Origin of the sequence: Pyramidobacter sp. YE332 (genome assembly GCF_033060595.1) — a bacterium.
Taxonomy (GTDB): domain Bacteria; phylum Synergistota; class Synergistia; order Synergistales; family Dethiosulfovibrionaceae; genus Pyramidobacter.
The window spans coordinates 1,365,784-1,381,143 of the sequence record NZ_CP133038.1; the positions used below are offsets into that span (position 1 = coordinate 1,365,784).

Here is a 15,360-nt window from a genome sequence, read left to right on the forward strand (position 1 = left end):
TTAGCTATGTGAGTCACCTCCACAAGATTTTGCCGCGATAAAAAAATGAGGAAAGGCCCCGCCTCTCCTCATGCACATTCACATACAGTGTGACCTTACGCATGACCTTGCAGCTGCCGAAGGGCGCCACCAAGGCGAGAGGGATCCCTCTGCTTCTCTATCGCTTGTGAGAGTATAACACCCGCGGACGATTTGCGCAAGCGCCGACTTCGCGTCTTTCGGCCGACGCTCGTCAGTTTTCCCATCGCAGCAGCCAGGCGGCCAGCTCGGCGCGGGAAGCGACGCCGGTCTTGCGGAACGCCCGTGTCAGAAACGATTTGACCGTCGCCACGGAGACGTGCATCTGCCGGGCGATCTCGTCGTTCGTCAGCCCGCGGGCCACCAGCCCGGCCACTTCGCGCTCGCGCTCCGAAAGCAGCGCCGCCGCGCCCAGCAGCGCTGCGCGCGCACACTGAAGGTTCTGCGACCAGACCTTCGCCAGCGCGGAAATTCTTTTCAGCGCCGCGGCGTTCAGAAATTCCCGGGCGAGCAGGCGCTTTAGGATCGGCGACAGGGCGCCGAAGTTCTGCGCCAACGGCAGGATCACGCCGTCGGGCAACGCGATGTCCAGCGCGCCGCGCAATGCGCGCTCCGCCTCTTCCGCCGCGCCCAGCGCTTCGTGAGCGGCAGCCACGTGGAGGCCTGTGTAAATGCGCGCCATCGCGTTGGGATAGAACGCGGCCGCTTTTTCCAGTTCCGCGCCGATGCCGGCCAGCCGGGCATATTTTTTCGCATCAAGGAGCGACTTGGCGTAAACTACGTTGGCATACGGGCGGGTCATGAAGCGCACGCGCGACGCGACGTCGCCTTCCGCCAGCCACCCGGGCACCTTGCCGACGCCGCATTCCGCGCCGAGGAAACCCTCGCAGAGGCCGAGCATGTTGAGATGAACGGCGGACTTCGAAGCGCGGGCTTTTTCGCGCAGCGCGCCGACGGCGGACCGGTACTCCGCGGCGTCGCCTATGGCGAGGGCGATCTGCGCCAGCAAAAAATGCGCGCACAGTTCGACGTTGAGCTGCTGGGCTTCCCGCGCCGCATAGGCGGCGCGATGAGCCGTGATCTCCGCGACCTCGAAGTCGCCCCGATTGAACTGCAGCTCGCCGCGCATCACCACGTCGGCACCGGCGCCGTGGCCGCGGGCGGCGGCGAGATAATAAGGCAGGTTCTTCTCGAGGATCTGTACGTCGCATTCGGCGGCGGACCGGTAAAACATGTAGAGGATCGACGGCGCGCCGAACGTCCATGGCCCTTTCATGTTGATGATCGACGTGGGACCGCCCATCAGCTCGACGGCGCGCTTATAGCCGGCGGCCATTGCGGCGAAATCGTTGTGCGCCAGGAACGCCGTGAGGAAAACGATCTCGCCGGTGAGGCGGCGCTTCTCTTCGTCGCTCATGGCGCTGGCGGCAACGTTTCTCTCCACTTCGCGGGCCAGCGCTACGACGCGTTCGGTCTCGTTGTAAATGAAGAGCGCGAAGGCGAAGACGATCATGGCGCGGGGAAACTCGGCGCGGATCTCCGGCGGGCAGCGGTCCAGCACCGAGAGCAGCAGCTTCCTGTTCTCCGCCGAGGCGTTCGAGGAGAAGTCCGACGTCGCCAGCGGCAGACTCAGCGCCGCTCGGAAGTCGCCGATCAGGGCGTAGTAACGCAGGGCGAGAAAGTTGTCCCCCTGCTTTTCATGCCACTGCGCCGTCAGCCGCAGCACACGCTCGCGAAACGCGCCGGAGCACGCGTCGAACTCCTTTTTGACGTAGAGCTGGAGGATGCTGTGGACGTAATAGCGCCGCTCGCCCATGTCGTGCCAGACAAAACCGTTGCGCTCCAGCATGTCGAGAATGTTCTCGTCGATCCAGTCGGTCTCGTTGAGAAAGCGCGCCGTCTCGAGATCGAAGCTGCCGAAATTGCACAGACGCAGCAGAAACAGACGGTCGGCGCCGCTCAGTTTGTTCCAGACGGTGGCGCGGATCAGAGCTCCCACGTCGTTGGCGGCCTGCAGCGTCCCCGCCTCGGAATAGGCCAGCGCCGTCAGGTACACGCCGGCCGCCCAGCCGCCGGTGAGGCGCCGGATCCCTTCGGCCTGCTCGCCCGTGAGGCGCAGGCCGAGCTGGCCGTAGTAGGCGGCGATGTCCGCCGTGTCGAAATCGAGATGCTCCCTGCGGATGTGGTTGACCTGCGCGTCGACGACGATCGCGCGGGGCACGGGATTGACGAGCTGCGTGACGAGGATCAGGTGGACGCCCTCGGGCAGCGCGCCGTAAAAAGCCCTCAGGTAACGCTCGGGGATACGGCTGCGCACAAACTGGTAATTGTCCACGACAAGGTAGACTTCGCCGTCATGGCGCATGGCCGCGAGCGCCGCTTCCATGCGCGGCAGGCATTCGTCGTCCCATGGCACGGCCAGCGCGCCCAGCTCGTTTCCGCACTGGGGATCGGCCTCGCCCACGACGCGGCAGAGCACCTCCCATTCGCCGAGGCGGTTCTCCTCGCCGATGGTGCGCCAGACGACGCGCGCCCCGTCGGACAGCGCGCTCAGATACTCGCGCACCGCCGTGGTCTTGCCGAAGCCCGAAGGCGCCTCGACCGCCGTCAGGCGGTGCGACGGGATGCGCTCCATACGGCGGCGGATCCGTTCGGAAAAATAGTAGTCCTTCTTCGACGCGGCGCAGATCATAAGAGAAACTCCTTTCCTCGTTCGAACGAAACCACGCGGGAAAACAATTCGAAAATATCGAGAGCCGCTTCCCGCTCTCCGAACGATATAAAACCTCATCTCTTTTTTACTTATTCTACCCCCCCTCCGCGAAAAAATCAATATTTTCCTTCATTATGCAACGATTCTGCCCGGGTGCGTCTCGCCTCCGGCCGATCGCCGCCGCGTGCCTTCCAGACATCCTGCGGCGGCGCTCGCAAAAAACGAACGAAACATGAAAAAACATGGCGGCCTCCGAATCTCCGATGGCTGCCATGTTTCGTTTCAAACTGCGCCGTTCATTTTTTTCGCACCGCCGCCGCGTCGGCCCCGGCGGCAAAGGTTTGCTTTCGCCGGCTCAGCGGCGTTCCTGTTCCAGCTTCTCGACACGGCGCAGCAGCGAAAGAAGCAGGGCGTCCTTTTTGTTCAGCTCCTGACGGAGCTGACGACGGCTGGAAACTTTTTTGGCGTCGCGCCCGAGGCGGAACGAGACGCCCAGATTCACCATGGGCTGCTTGCCGATTGTGCTGCCGAGGCTCAGCAGCACGTCTTCGCTGAAGTAATGGTTGATCCCCAGAGCCAGCGAAGTGTCCCCGCGGTAACTGCCAACGGCCGCCGCGACCGACGTCGGCGCGCCGGGGTCGTAATCGAGCGGATGCAGGCCGGCCAGCGCCGCGGAACGGCTGCCCGAGTTGCGGATGTCTTCGCTCAGGCGGCGGTTCATCTCCCACATCTGCCCGCCGTTGACCGCGTCCTGGCTCCACCGTTCGACACGCCCGTCGGCGACTTCGAGCAAACGGTTGCCGCCCATCGACGCTCCGGAACGGAACGTCGCGAACCCGTCGACGTCCAGCGTGCCGCGCAGCAGCGAATTGCCGCCCACGGTCAGATCCTTGCCCACCGACGCGCCGCCGGTCACGGTGAGCGCGCCGTCGACGTTCGTGTCGTGCAGGTTGCTGGTGCCCGCGACGCTCAGATCTCGATCCATCGTCACGTTATCATTGAACGTCGCCACGCCTTTCACCGTCAGTTTCTTCTCCATCGTCACGTCGCCCTTGAGGAGCGACGCGCCGCCGACGGTCAGGTTCTTGTCGGCGACCACGTTGCCGTGCAGGGCGCTGTCGCCGGTCACGGTGAGCGCTCCGTCGACGTTCGTGTCGTGCAGGTTGCTGGTGCCCGCGACGCTCAGATCTCGATCCATCGTCACGTTATCATTGAACGTCGCCACGCCTTTCACCGTCAGTTTCTTCTCCATCGTCACGTCGCCCTTGAGGAGCGACGCGCCGCCGACGGTCAGGTTCTTGTCGGCGACCACGTTGCCGTGCAGGGCGCTGTCGCCGGTCACGGTGAGCGCTCCGTCGACGTTCGTGTCGTGCAGGTTGCTGGTGCCCGCGACGCTCAGATCTCGATCCATCGTCACGTTATCATTGAACGTCGCCACGCCTTTCACCGTCAGTTTCTTCTCCATCGTCACGTCGCCCTTGAGGAGCGACGCGCCGCCGACGGTCAGGTTCTTGTCGGCGACCACGTTGCCGTGCAGGGCGCTGTCGCCGGTCACGGTGAGCGCTCCGTCGACGTTCGTGTCGTGCAGGTTGCTGGTGCCCGCGACGCTCAGATCTCGATCCATCGTCACGTTATCATTGAACGTCGCCACGCCTTTCACCGTCAGTTTCTTCTCCATCGTCACGTCGCCCTTGAGGAGCGACGCGCCGCCGACGGTCAGGTTCTTGTCGGCGACCACGTTGCCGTGCAGGGCGCTGTCGCCGGTCACGGTGAGCGCTCCGTCGACGTTCGTGCCGTGCAGATTGGACGTGCCCGCGACGGAGAGGTCCTTTTTCATCGCCGCGTTCTCCTCGAACGTCGCCGCGCCCTTCACCGTCAGCAGGCCGTTGATCTCCGCTTCCGCGAAGGTTGCCTTGCCGGTCACGCCCAGCGTACCGCCCAGCGTCGTGGCGCCCGTCACTCCCAACGTGCCGCCCACTGTCGCATTGCCGGTCATGGTGGCGTTGCCCAGCGTCGTATCGCCGGTCACGCCCAGCGTACCGCCCAGCGTCGTGGCGCCCGTCACTCCCAACGTGCCGCCGACTGTAACATTGCCGGTCATGCTGGCGTTGCCCAGCGTCGTGTCGCCGGTCACCGTCAGAGGGCCGGCCACGTTCGTGCCGTTCAGGTTGGACGTTCCCACGACGGAGAGGTCCTTTTTCATCTCCACATTCTCTTCGAACGTTGCCGTACCCTTCACCGACGTGTTTTTCAGCGTCGTATCTCCGGTCACGTCCAACGTATTGCGCAATGTAGCGCCGCCGGTCACGTCCAGCGTACTGCGCAGCGTGGCGCCGCCAGTCACGTCCAGCGTACTGCGCAGCGTGGCGCCGCCGGTCACGTCCAGCGTACTGCGCAGTATGGCACCGCCGGTCACGTCCAATGTGCCGCCCAGCGTCGTGGCGCCGGTCGCGTTCAGGTTCACAAAGTTCCCGTCCACCGCTAACGCCGCGTTCGCCGCGATCATGACGCCCAGCAGCGCCGCCCAGCATGACGTGTTTCTTTTCATTTTCGAAATTCCTCCTCGCAAAATAAAAACGATAAAATATCCGTGACGCAAGCCCATGCGCCGACCGTGATCTCACGGTTCACTACGGAAATTTTAATATTTTTCCCCCCCAAAGTCTGTCACCCAATCGGCTACTTTTCGAGGATGACAAAGCTCGGTCAGGCGTTATCCGCCGCGGCCGGCCTCGGGGAGGAGGCGTCCGTCGTCCAAACGCGGCGCGGGCAAAAAATCGAAAGGCCGATCGGGGCGCGGCCGTCGCCGCATACCAAACAGCGCTGGAAGGGGCGGCCTTCCAGCGCTGTCGTCTTTCGATATGAAGTGTGCCGCAGCGGGCGGCTGACGTTTTCTTTTCCATCCGCGCCGCTGCCGTTCTCCGTTTCCGCGTTACTGGCCGAGCCTGACGCGGAAGTTTTCCTTCTCGGGATTGTACTGTTCCGCCAAAACCTCCAGCGGGACGGAATGCTCCATCGTGCCGATCTGGATCGGCGATTCCTCCGGGCAGGTCTTTTTGTCCCTCAAGAGATCGTCTGGCGTTCGGTCTCTGCCGGAATGCCCGGCCTTCCTGTTTCGCTCTTTCCGAACATCACGGGAATCAGCGTAACGGTTAAAATAGTGAGCGCGTTCGATTTGAGCCGCACAGGGGATAAAGGATCCTTTATCATACCTCTGGCATATCATCTGTGAACTGTTCCAATTGTTTATCTATATCTCTGCCGCCATAGATCACACGAATGACAGTTGCCGTCATTTCTTCCGTGTCGGGGATATAGAAAACACAATAATCATCTACCGGCATTACCCTGAGATTCCTGCTTTTCCAAGGTTCTTTTGCATATTGCCTGTACTTTTCCGGAAACGTTTCAAGTTTCCCTATCGCACGTTCCAGCCGTGTAAGTTGAGAATTCGCATTCTCGGGAGCGAGCAGTTCAAAGGCGATATATTCGAATATTTCCCGCAGGTCCCGCTCTGCTTGGCAAGAAATAGCCGTCTCATATCTCGTCATAAGGCATAGCCTTTACGGATCGCTAAAAAGAACTCCTTCGCCGGCTTAGTTCTTCCAGCCTTCATGTCCGCATATCCTTTCTCAAGTTCCTCCGACAACTCCACTGCGCTCATTTCCGACAGATCAAGCGGTCTTCTGGCGGGAAGTACAACTTCAAACGGAAGCCCTCTGTGGATGATGATCTGTTTGTAAAACATATTGATGGCATTGGAAGCCGGCACGCCTAACGCAGACAAAATGCTTTCCGCCTGTTCTTTGACATCCGGTTCGATCCTTACATATAAATTAGCAGATTTCTGTGCCATGAAGATCCCTCCTTTTCGAGTCCATTGTACGCGATTGTACGTACAATCGCAAGTCATATTGCAGAAATCTTCGCTGTTTAATAAAGGAGATGTCCGTCGTCCAAACGCGGCGCGGACAAAAAAACGAAAGGCCGATCGGGGCGCGCCGTCGCCGCATACCAAACAGCGCTGGAAGGGGCGGCCTTCCAGCGCTGTCGTCTTTCGATATGAAGTGTGCCGCAGCGGGCGGCTGACGTCTTCTTTTCCATCCGCGCCGCTGCCGTTCTCCGTTTCCGCGTTACTGGCCGAGCCTGACGCGGAAGTTTTCCTTCTCCGGATCGTACTGTTCCGCCAAAAGCCCGGTGAAGGCGGCGAAATCCATGCTGCCGAGGTCGCCCTTGGCGCGGTCGCGGACGGCCACGGTGCGCGCTTCCACTTCCTTGTCGCCGATCACGAGCATATAGGGCACCTTTTCCATCTGCGCGTCGCGGATCTTGCGTCCCAGCTTTTCGTCGCGGCGGTCGATCTCGACGCGGACGTTCAGATCCTGGAGCTTCTCGGCCACCTCGCGGGCGTAGGACAGATGGTCGTCGCTCACCGCGAGCAGCTTGACCTGCACGGGGGCCAGCCAATAAGGGAACGCGCCGGCGTAGTTCTCGATGAGGATGCCCATGAAGCGCTCGATGCTGCCCAAAATCGTGCGGTGCAGCATGACGGGCCGATGTTCCTTGCCGTCGGCGCCGACGTAGGTCATATCGAACTTCTCGGGCATCGTGAAGTCGAGCTGGATGGTGCCGCACTGCCAGGTGCGGCCGATGCAGTCTTCGAGATGGAAGTCGATCTTGGGGCCGTAGAAGGCGCCGTCGCCGGGATTGAGCACGTAGGGCGTGCCGGTCTCCTCGAGCGTCTCGCGCAGGGCGTTCTCGGCGATCTCCCAGAGCTCGTCGCTGCCCATGGAGTTCTCTGGGCGGGTCGAGAGCTCGACGTGGTACTTGAAGCCGAAGACGTGCGTGTACACGTAATCTTCCAGCTTCATGATCAGCTTCACTTCGTCCTTGATCTGTTCGGGCGTGCAGAAGTGATGCGCGTCGTCCTGGGTGAAGCAGCGCACGCGCATGAGCCCGTGCAGCGCGCCGGAGAGCTCGTGCCGGTGCACGACGCCCAGCTCGCCCATGCGGATGGGCAGCTCGCGGTAACTGTGCTTGCTCGTCTTGTAGATGATGATGCCGCCGGGGCAGTTCATCGGCTTGATCGCGTGCGGGATGTCGTCGATGGTGGTGAAGTACATGTTCTCGCGGTAATGGTCCCAGTGGCCGGACTGGAGCCACAGATCGCGGTTGAGGATCTGCGGCGTGCGGGCCTCGCTGTAGCCGTTGAGGAAATGCAGACGGCGCCAGAAGGACATGAGTTTGTTCATGACGACCATGCCTTTGGGATGGAAGAACGGGAAACCGACGCCCTCGTTGTGCAGGCTGAACAGGTCGAGTTCCCTGCCCAGCTTGCGGTGGTCGCGGCGGCGCGCCTCTTCCATGCGGGCGATGTAGGCGTCGAGCTCTTCCTGCGTGTTGAAGGCGGTGCCGTAGATGCGGGTCAGCATGATGTTGTGCTCGTCGCCGCGCCAGTACGCCCCGGCCATCGACAGCAGCTTGAAGTGCTTCAGAAAGCGCGTGTTGGGCACGTGCGGGCCGCGGCACAGATCGACGTAATCGTCCTGCCAGTACAGGTTGACGGTCTCGTCGCCGACGCCCTCGAGGATTTCGACTTTGTAGGGATCGCTGCGTTCCTTGAACAGTTTGATGGCGTCGGCGACGCCGACCCGCTCGCGGCGCAGCGGGATGGAGCGCTTGGCGATGCGGCGCATTTCCTTTTCGAGGGCGGGCAGGATCTCCTCGGAAACGGTCTCGGGGAATTCGATGTCGTAGTAAAAGCCGTCTTTGATCGTCGGACCGATGGCCACCTTGGCGGCCGGGTACAGATTCATGACGGCCTCGGCCAGCAGGTGCGCCGTGGAATGGCGGACGATTTCCAGTCCTTCCTCCGTCTCCGGCGTGATCGGCTTGACTTCCGCGTCATGATCGACCACGACGTCGAGATCTTTTTCCTCTCCGTCGACGAAAGCGGCGACGGCCCCCTTGTCCAGCTTCCACCGGGAAAGGATGTCTCCGGCCTTGAGCGCGTCGCTTTCAAGCAATTGCCCTTCGGGGCCATGATATTTGAACATTTTGTTGCCTCCTTCTCAAAGCGCGATGCGCTGACTCTGCGCAGCGCGCTGCATTGTACGGTGTTGCCTCGACGGGTCCTAACGGGTCCCCGTGCTTCCGAAGCCGCCGCTCTGGCGGCCTGTCTCGTTGAGCGTTTCGCTGGGCTGCCAGCTGACCCGCGTGACGGGAGCCACCACCATCTGGGCGATACGGTCGCCCGCATGGATGGGAAAAGGCTCGCGGCCCAGATTCACCAAAATCACGCGGATCTCTCCGCGGTAATCGGCGTCGATCGTGCCCGGCGCGTTCGGCACCGAAATGCCGTGCTTCAAAGCCAGTCCGCTTCGGGGACGGATCTGCGCCTCGTACCCTGCGGGCAGTTCGATGTGAAGGCCGGTCCCGACGCCGGCGATTTGGCCGGGTTCGAGCACCAGATCTTCGCTGGCGCGAAGGTCCATCCCCGCCGCCTGGTCAGTCGCGTACTCGGGCAGCGGGATGTCGTCGTTCTCGCGCCGGATCCTGACGGTCAGCGTCATGGTCAACGGCGGTCGCGGCGGAACGGACCGCGGTCGCCCCGGCGCTCGCGGTCGCCGTCGCGGCGGGGAGTTCTGTCGCGCGAAGGGGCGGATGCGTCGGGCAAAGCGGCGATCATTTTGTCGCGCTCTTCCTCTGCGGGAAGGTACTGCGTCAGCCCGGCCGACTCGATCAGGGCGGGGTCGGCCAGCAGGCGGCGGCGCGACAGGTTGATGCGGTTCTGGTCGTCGATCTCCTTGACTTCGACGATGACGTGATCGCCGGGGGCGAAAACGTCTTCTACCTTGCCGATGTGTTTGGTGCTGATCTCGCTGATGTGAAGCAGGCCTTCCTTGCCGGGCAGCACTTCGACGAAAGCGCCGAAGGCCATCAGTCGGGTGACGGTGCCGTAGAACGCCTCTCCGGCTTCGACCTCGCGGACGATGTCGTGGATCATGCGGCGGGCTTTTTCGACGCTGTCGGGCGACACGGCGCAGATGTACACGCTGCCGTCGTCCTCGACGTTGATCTTGGCGCCGCTCTCCTGGACGATGTTGCGGATGATCTTGCCGCCCGGGCCGATCACGTCGCGGATCTTGTCCACGTCGATGTTCATCGTGAAGATGCGGGGGGCGTTGGGCGACAGCGGCGCGGGTTCGGGGATGCAGGCTTCCATCGCGTCGAGGATCTGCATGCGGGCCTGATGGGCCTGCATCAGCGCGCGAGACAGAACCTCGCGGGTGATGCCGCCGGCTTTGTTGTCCATCTGCAGCGCCGTGACGCCGTCGCGGGTGCCGGCGACTTTGAAGTCCATGTCGCCGTAGTGATCCTCAAGTCCCTGGATGTCGGTGAGGATGACCATGTCGTCGCCTTCCTTGATCAGCCCCATGGCGATGCCGGCCACGTGCTTTTTCATGGGCACGCCGGCGGCCATCATCGAAAGGCTGCCGCCGCAGATCGAAGCCTGCGAGCTGGAGCCGTTGGACTCGAGAATGTCGGAGACGACGCGGACGACGTAGGGAAATTCTTCTTCGCCGGGCACCAGCGGCGCCAGCGCGCGCTCGGCGAGAGCGCCGTGGCCGATCTCGCGCCGTCCGGGGCCGCGCATGGGCTTGATCTCGCCCACGGAATAGGGCGGGAAGTTGTAGTGCAGCAGGAATCTTTTGTTGGGCTCGTCGAGTTTCAGACCGTCGATGATCTGATCGTCTTCGCCCAGCATGCCGAGCGTGGTGACTACCAGGGCCTGCGTCTCGCCGCGGGTGAACAGCGCCGAACCGTGGACTTTGGGCAGCACGTTCACTTCGCAGGAAATCGGGCGGATCTCGTCGGTGGCGCGGCCGTCGGCGCGGATCTTGTCGCGGGCCGTGATCGTGCGCATCGTGCTTTTGACCAGCGCTTCCACCGCGCCGGCGATGTAGCCTTCGGCGTCGGCGTAAAGATCAGCGAAATGGGCCGTCGCCTTCTCCACCAGCGCGGAGATCGCGGCGCCGCGCTCCTTTTTGCCGTGGATCATCACGGCCTTCGCGGTCTCTTCGCTCAGGTTGTCCTTCACCCAGCGGTCGATCTCTTCGATCGCCAGCGGCGCGGGCAGCTCCGTCTTGGGCTGGCCGATCTCCTCGCGGATCCGCAGCTGAAACGCGACGATCTTTTTGATCTCGTCCTGCGCCGTCTGCAGCGCATTGACGAGCAGTTCTTCGGGAACTTCCTTGGCGCCGGCTTCGACCATGGTGATGCCGCCGGCGTGTCCGGCCACCGTCAGGTCGAGCGTGCTCTCGGCCATCTGCTCCTCGGTGGGATTGACGACGAGTTCGCCGCCGATGCAGCCCATGCGCACGGCGCCGACCGGGCCGCCCCAGGGGATGTTGGAGATCGTCAGCGCCACGGAAGCGGCGTTGATGGCGAGGATGTTGGCGGGATTCTTCTGATCGACGGCCAGCACCGTGGCGACGACGTGCACGTCGTTGCGCATGGAATCGTCGAAGAGCGAACGGATCGAGCGGTCGACGACGCGGGCGCTGAGAATGGCGGTCTGGGAAGGACGGCCTTCCCTCTTGATGTAGCCGCCTGGGATCTTGCCGGCGGCGTAATAGCGTTCTTCAAAATCGACGAGCAGGGGAAAGAAATCCAATCCCACGCGGGGCTTGTCCGACATGCAGGCGGTGGTGAGAATGGTCGTTTCTCCATGAGACGCGACAACGGCCGCGTTGGCCTGCTTGGCGACTTTTCCGGTTTTGAAAACCAGATCCTGGCCGCCGACGTTCAGTGTGTAGGTCTTTTCCATATAAAAGACTCCTCCTCTTTCTTTTCGATCGCGATATATAATAGCGTAAGAATAACACAATTTCATATAAATGCGAGAGTCGAATTTCAAGATCGGCGCATAAATCCGAGGGAATCGCCCTTAGAATCCCTGAAAACTTTTTGTCAAAAAAGAAAGAGAGAGTTCCGAACGAACGGGACTCTCTCTTTCCGTTGGGCTTAATGGCGAAGGCCCAGGCTTTCGATCAGCTGCTTGTAGCGGTTGAAATCCTTTCCGCTCAGATAGCGCAGAAGCTTGCGGCGCTTGCCGACAAGGGTCAGAAGGCCCTTCTTGGAATGGTGGTCGTGGATGTGCACGCGCAGGTGATCGGTCAGATCGCGAATCCTCTGCGTGAGAACGGCGATCTGCACTTCGGGCGAGCCGGTATCGGTGGGATGCACGCGATACTTCTCGATGAGCTCGGTTTTGACTGACTTCTCCAACATAATGCTTCACCTCATGGGGCAATAATCCTGAAACAACGTAGCTCCTCTCCGACTTTGCGCTCCATGGAAGCAAAGCGGAACGGGAAGCTCCCGAGGGGGAGCAACGGAGTAACAGGTCGAAAAGCATTGTAGCATCGCTTCGCAGGAGTTGCAAGCTCTTTTTCGCGAGGGACGGGAAAAAGCGGGGCGCCGGACCGACGGCCGCCGGAAAAAATCTAACCCTTGAACGAGGCGATCGCCGACAGCACTTCGTCGATGTCGGCTTCGGTGTGGTCCGCGTTGATCTGGAAGCGGATCTCCTCGGCGCCCTTGGGCACCACGGGATAGGTCATGCCGGTGGCCAGCACGCCGTGCTCCGTCAGGTGCGCGACCAGCGCTTTGGTACGGGCCGTGTCGTGAAGCACGAGCGGCGTCACGGGGTGTTCGCCGGGGATCGTCTCGTAACCGAGCGCGACCAGGCCGTCCTCGAAACGCTTGGTCACGGCGCGCAGATGAGCGAGGATCGTGCGGCCTTCTTCGCTGTCGAGGATCTCCAGCGCCTTTATGGCGGCATAGGCTTCGCCGACGGTGATGGGATTGGAATAGATGTACATGGCGGCGTGCTCGCGCAGATACGTGATCAGCGCGCGCGAACCGACGACGTAGCCGCCGTTGACGCCGTACGCCTTGCCGAGCGTGCCCATCAGCACGTCGACGCGGGCGCCGGTGATCTCCTCCGTGCCGCGCCCCGTCCTGCCGAACGCGCCGACGCCGTGGGAATCGTCGACCACGACGAAGGCGTCCTCGGCGAAGCGATCGTCATAGCTGTGCACCAGCTCGACGATCTCCTTCAAAGGCGCGTGGTCGCCTCTCATGCTGAAGATGCCGTCGGTCACCACCAGAGCGCGCTTGGCCCCGCTCTTGACGGCTTCGTCCAGACAGCGCTTGAGGTCGTCGAGAGAGTTGTGCTTGGAGACGGCGCGCAGCCCCGACTTGCCCAGGCCGAGTTTGATGGCGTTGATGATGCTGTTGTGGTTCAGTTCGTCGCTGATGACGAAGGTTTCCTTGCTGATCAGCGAGGTCAGGACGCCGCCGACGGTCACGTAGGCGGCGCTGAAGATCATGGCGTCCTCGCGGCCGTGGAAGGCAGCCAGCTTGTGCTCCAGGTCGCGGTGCGCCTTGAAGGTGCCGCTGATGAAGCGGACCGCGCCGGGACCGACGCCGTACTTGCGCGTGCCCTCTTCCTCCGCGGCGATCATGTCCTCGCGCAGCGACAGGCCCAGATAGGAATTGGAATTCATGCGGATGAATTCCTTGCCGCCCTCCCCTTTCAGGAAATAACGGGGCCCCTTGGCGCCTTCGCCCTTTTTCACGTCGACGATGATCTGTTCTTTGCCCTTCAGACGGCCTTCCTGCTTCAACTTTTCAAGCTCCGCCGTCAGTACCGCTTCGAGTTTTTTCATCGTATGAATGCCTCCTGCCTTACGAGATTTTTTTAAAACTTCGCCTTGTCGCCGAGTTTGGCGCGCAGGTTCTTGAGCATGTCCACCGTCATGCTCTCCAGATCGTATTTGGGATCCCAGTCCCATTCCGCCCTGGCAGCCGAATCGTCGAGAGAGTTCGGCCAGCTGTCGGCGATGGCCTGGCGCACGGGATCGACGGCGTAATCCATCGCGAACGAAGGGATATGGGCGCGGATCGCCGCGGCGACCTGTTCCGGCTCGAAACTCATGCTGGTGATGTTGAAGCAGCAGCGGTGGACCAGCCGCGACGGATCGGCTTCCATCAGCTGGATCATGCCGTCGATCGCGTCGGGGATGTACATCATGTCCATGTAGGTGCCCCTGGCGATGTAGCTGGTGTACTTGCCCTGCTGCACGGCCTGATAGTAGATGTCGACGGCGTAATCGGTGGTGCCGCCGCCGGGCAGCGTCTTGTAGGAGATCAGGCCGGGGAAACGCACACCGCGGGTATCGACGCCCCATTTTTTATGGTAATATTCCGCCAGGAGTTCGCTGGCCACTTTCGTCACGCCGTAGATCGTATTGGGGCGCTGCAGCGTGTCCTGCGGCGTTTTGTCGCGAGGCGTATCGGGGCCGAAGGCGGCGATGGAACTGGGGAAAAAGACGGCGCTGTGATAGATCCGACCGCATTCGAGGGCGTTGTAGACCCCGTTGATGTTGATGTCCCAGGCGAGCTGAGGTTTCTTCTCGGCCGTCGCGGAAAGCAGTCCGGCCAAATGATAGATCGTGTCCGGCTTGAACTTTTCGACCTGCTCCGCGTACTTTTTGCCGTCGCGGGCGTCGAGAATCACAAAAGGCCCCTCGGGAAGGACATGGGCCGAGTCCTCGCGGATATCGGTCGCGAGAACGTTTTCCGCGCCGTAATCACGTCTCAGCTTGGTGACGAGCTCTGTGCCGATCTGGCCGAGACAGCCAGAAACCATGATCTTTTTCATCAAAACGCCTCCAGTTGACTTCTTATTTTTCTTAAGTATATGGAGGCGAAGTTTGTTTGTCAAATGAGTATAATTCGAAATGAGATTCTATATATAATAAAATAACATAAAAATAGGACATGGATTTTTATACTCCGAGAGAGTAGAATAATATAGTATCCAGGCAGAAATTTTGCTTTCGGGAAGGGAGAAATCTGAAACATGACATTGGAAGAGCTGATGCCTCGTATCAGCGGAGACAAGGCCGCCTCGTACTACATCGCCAACGTGCTGCGCGAGGCCATTTATCGGGGAATTCTTCAGGAAAACGAGCAGTTGCTGCAGAACCAGCTCGCGGCGCGGATGGGCGTCAGCCCGATCCCGCTGCGGGAAGCTTTGAAGCAGCTCGAGATCGAAGGGCTGGTCGAATTCCGCGGCCGTCGCGGCGCGATCGTTTCCGGGCTGAGCCTTGAAGACGCCCGCGAAATTTACGACATGATCACCTGGCTCGAAGTCGGCATCATGAAAGTCTCCTTCGACCTGATCTCGAACGCGCTGATCCAGGAAGAAGAGGTGCTGCTGGACAGGATGGAAAAAGAGGAAGATCCCGTCAAATGGCGCGACATGAACGTGCTCTTCCATTCCTCGCTGTACGAGCCGGCCGACCGACCGATGACGCTCGATATGCTCGCCAAACTGCGCCGTCAGGTCGACCGTTACATCCGCAACCATCTCAGTTCCATGCGCAAGGAATCGGAGGAGCAGCACCGCGAAATCCTTGCCGGCGTGAAGGCCCATGACCTCGACCGCACGCTCAAGGCTCTGGAAAGCCACCTTGTCAACACGTCCAAGGACCTTCAGGCTTATATGCGCCACGTCCAGAATCGCAATCACGAATAATTTGCCCGCCTCAAAAAAA

Annotated in this window: 12 protein-coding genes; 2 read left to right on the forward strand and 10 right to left on the reverse strand. The window is 61.2% G+C overall.

Features of this window, described 5'->3' with window-relative positions:
• Window positions 1-232: 232 nt before the first annotated feature.
• Together RAH42_RS06420 and RAH42_RS06425 are read right to left on the reverse strand one after the other, a co-directional pair.
• Window positions 233-2,710 carry a LuxR C-terminal-related transcriptional regulator gene (locus RAH42_RS06420; RefSeq protein ID WP_317540223.1) on the reverse strand — a complete coding sequence of 826 codons (2,478 nt, stop codon included), beginning with the start codon at window positions 2,708-2,710 and terminating at the stop codon, window positions 233-235.
• Between the two features lie 376 nt (window positions 2,711-3,086).
• Window positions 3,087-5,279 (reverse strand): YadA-like family protein, encoded by a 2,193-nt coding sequence (locus RAH42_RS06425; protein ID WP_317540224.1) that lies wholly within the window; start codon window positions 5,277-5,279, stop codon window positions 3,087-3,089.
• A gap of 42 nt (window positions 5,280-5,321) precedes the next feature.
• Here RAH42_RS06425 and RAH42_RS06430 point away from each other — a divergent pair, with 42 nt between their 5' ends.
• The gene (locus RAH42_RS06430; protein ID WP_317540225.1) at window positions 5,322-5,963 is read left to right on the forward strand and encodes a hypothetical protein; all 642 of its coding nucleotides are present in this window, start codon (window positions 5,322-5,324) and stop codon (window positions 5,961-5,963) included.
• On the opposite strand, the gene RAH42_RS06435 is transcribed toward RAH42_RS06430, so the two are convergent.
• The 8 genes from RAH42_RS06435 to RAH42_RS06470 form a co-directional block, all read right to left on the reverse strand.
• On the reverse strand, window positions 5,938-6,282 hold the full coding sequence (locus RAH42_RS06435) for a type II toxin-antitoxin system RelE/ParE family toxin (RefSeq protein WP_078016990.1): 345 nt from the start codon (window positions 6,280-6,282) through the stop codon (window positions 5,938-5,940). The two genes, RAH42_RS06430 and RAH42_RS06435, sit on opposite strands and share 26 nt — an antisense overlap.
• A complete protein-coding gene (locus tag RAH42_RS06440) occupies window positions 6,279-6,587 on the reverse strand; it encodes a type II toxin-antitoxin system RelB/DinJ family antitoxin (protein WP_120371988.1) in 309 nt (102 codons plus the stop codon). Before RAH42_RS06440 ends, RAH42_RS06435 begins: the two co-directional genes overlap by 4 nt.
• A 277-nt stretch (window positions 6,588-6,864) precedes the next feature.
• The gene (gene thrS, locus RAH42_RS06445) at window positions 6,865-8,787 is read right to left on the reverse strand and encodes a threonine--tRNA ligase (protein ID WP_199674670.1); all 1,923 of its coding nucleotides are present in this window, start codon (window positions 8,785-8,787) and stop codon (window positions 6,865-6,867) included.
• Window positions 8,788-8,865: 78 nt separating this feature from the next.
• Window positions 8,866-9,303 (reverse strand): dUTP diphosphatase, encoded by a 438-nt coding sequence (gene dut / locus RAH42_RS06450; protein WP_120371989.1) that lies wholly within the window; start codon window positions 9,301-9,303, stop codon window positions 8,866-8,868.
• A gap of 2 nt (window positions 9,304-9,305) precedes the next feature.
• Window positions 9,306-11,561 carry a polyribonucleotide nucleotidyltransferase gene (locus tag RAH42_RS06455; protein WP_120371990.1) on the reverse strand — a complete coding sequence of 752 codons (2,256 nt, stop codon included), beginning with the start codon at window positions 11,559-11,561 and terminating at the stop codon, window positions 9,306-9,308.
• A gap of 197 nt (window positions 11,562-11,758) precedes the next feature.
• Window positions 11,759-12,025 (reverse strand): 30S ribosomal protein S15, encoded by a 267-nt coding sequence (gene rpsO, locus RAH42_RS06460; protein ID WP_078016986.1) that lies wholly within the window; start codon window positions 12,023-12,025, stop codon window positions 11,759-11,761.
• Window positions 12,026-12,240: 215 nt separating this feature from the next.
• Window positions 12,241-13,467, reverse strand: a complete 1,227-nt coding sequence (locus tag RAH42_RS06465; protein ID WP_078016798.1) for an aminotransferase class I/II-fold pyridoxal phosphate-dependent enzyme — start codon at window positions 13,465-13,467, stop codon at window positions 12,241-12,243.
• 32 nt (window positions 13,468-13,499) lie between these two features.
• Window positions 13,500-14,462 carry an L-threonine 3-dehydrogenase gene (locus RAH42_RS06470; protein WP_120371991.1) on the reverse strand — a complete coding sequence of 321 codons (963 nt, stop codon included), beginning with the start codon at window positions 14,460-14,462 and terminating at the stop codon, window positions 13,500-13,502.
• 201 nt (window positions 14,463-14,663) lie between these two features.
• Between RAH42_RS06470 and RAH42_RS06475 the strand changes: the two genes are divergently transcribed.
• Entirely contained in the window at window positions 14,664-15,341 is a 678-nt protein-coding gene (locus RAH42_RS06475) for a GntR family transcriptional regulator (RefSeq protein ID WP_078016800.1), read from the forward strand.
• Window positions 15,342-15,360 lie beyond the last annotated feature (19 nt).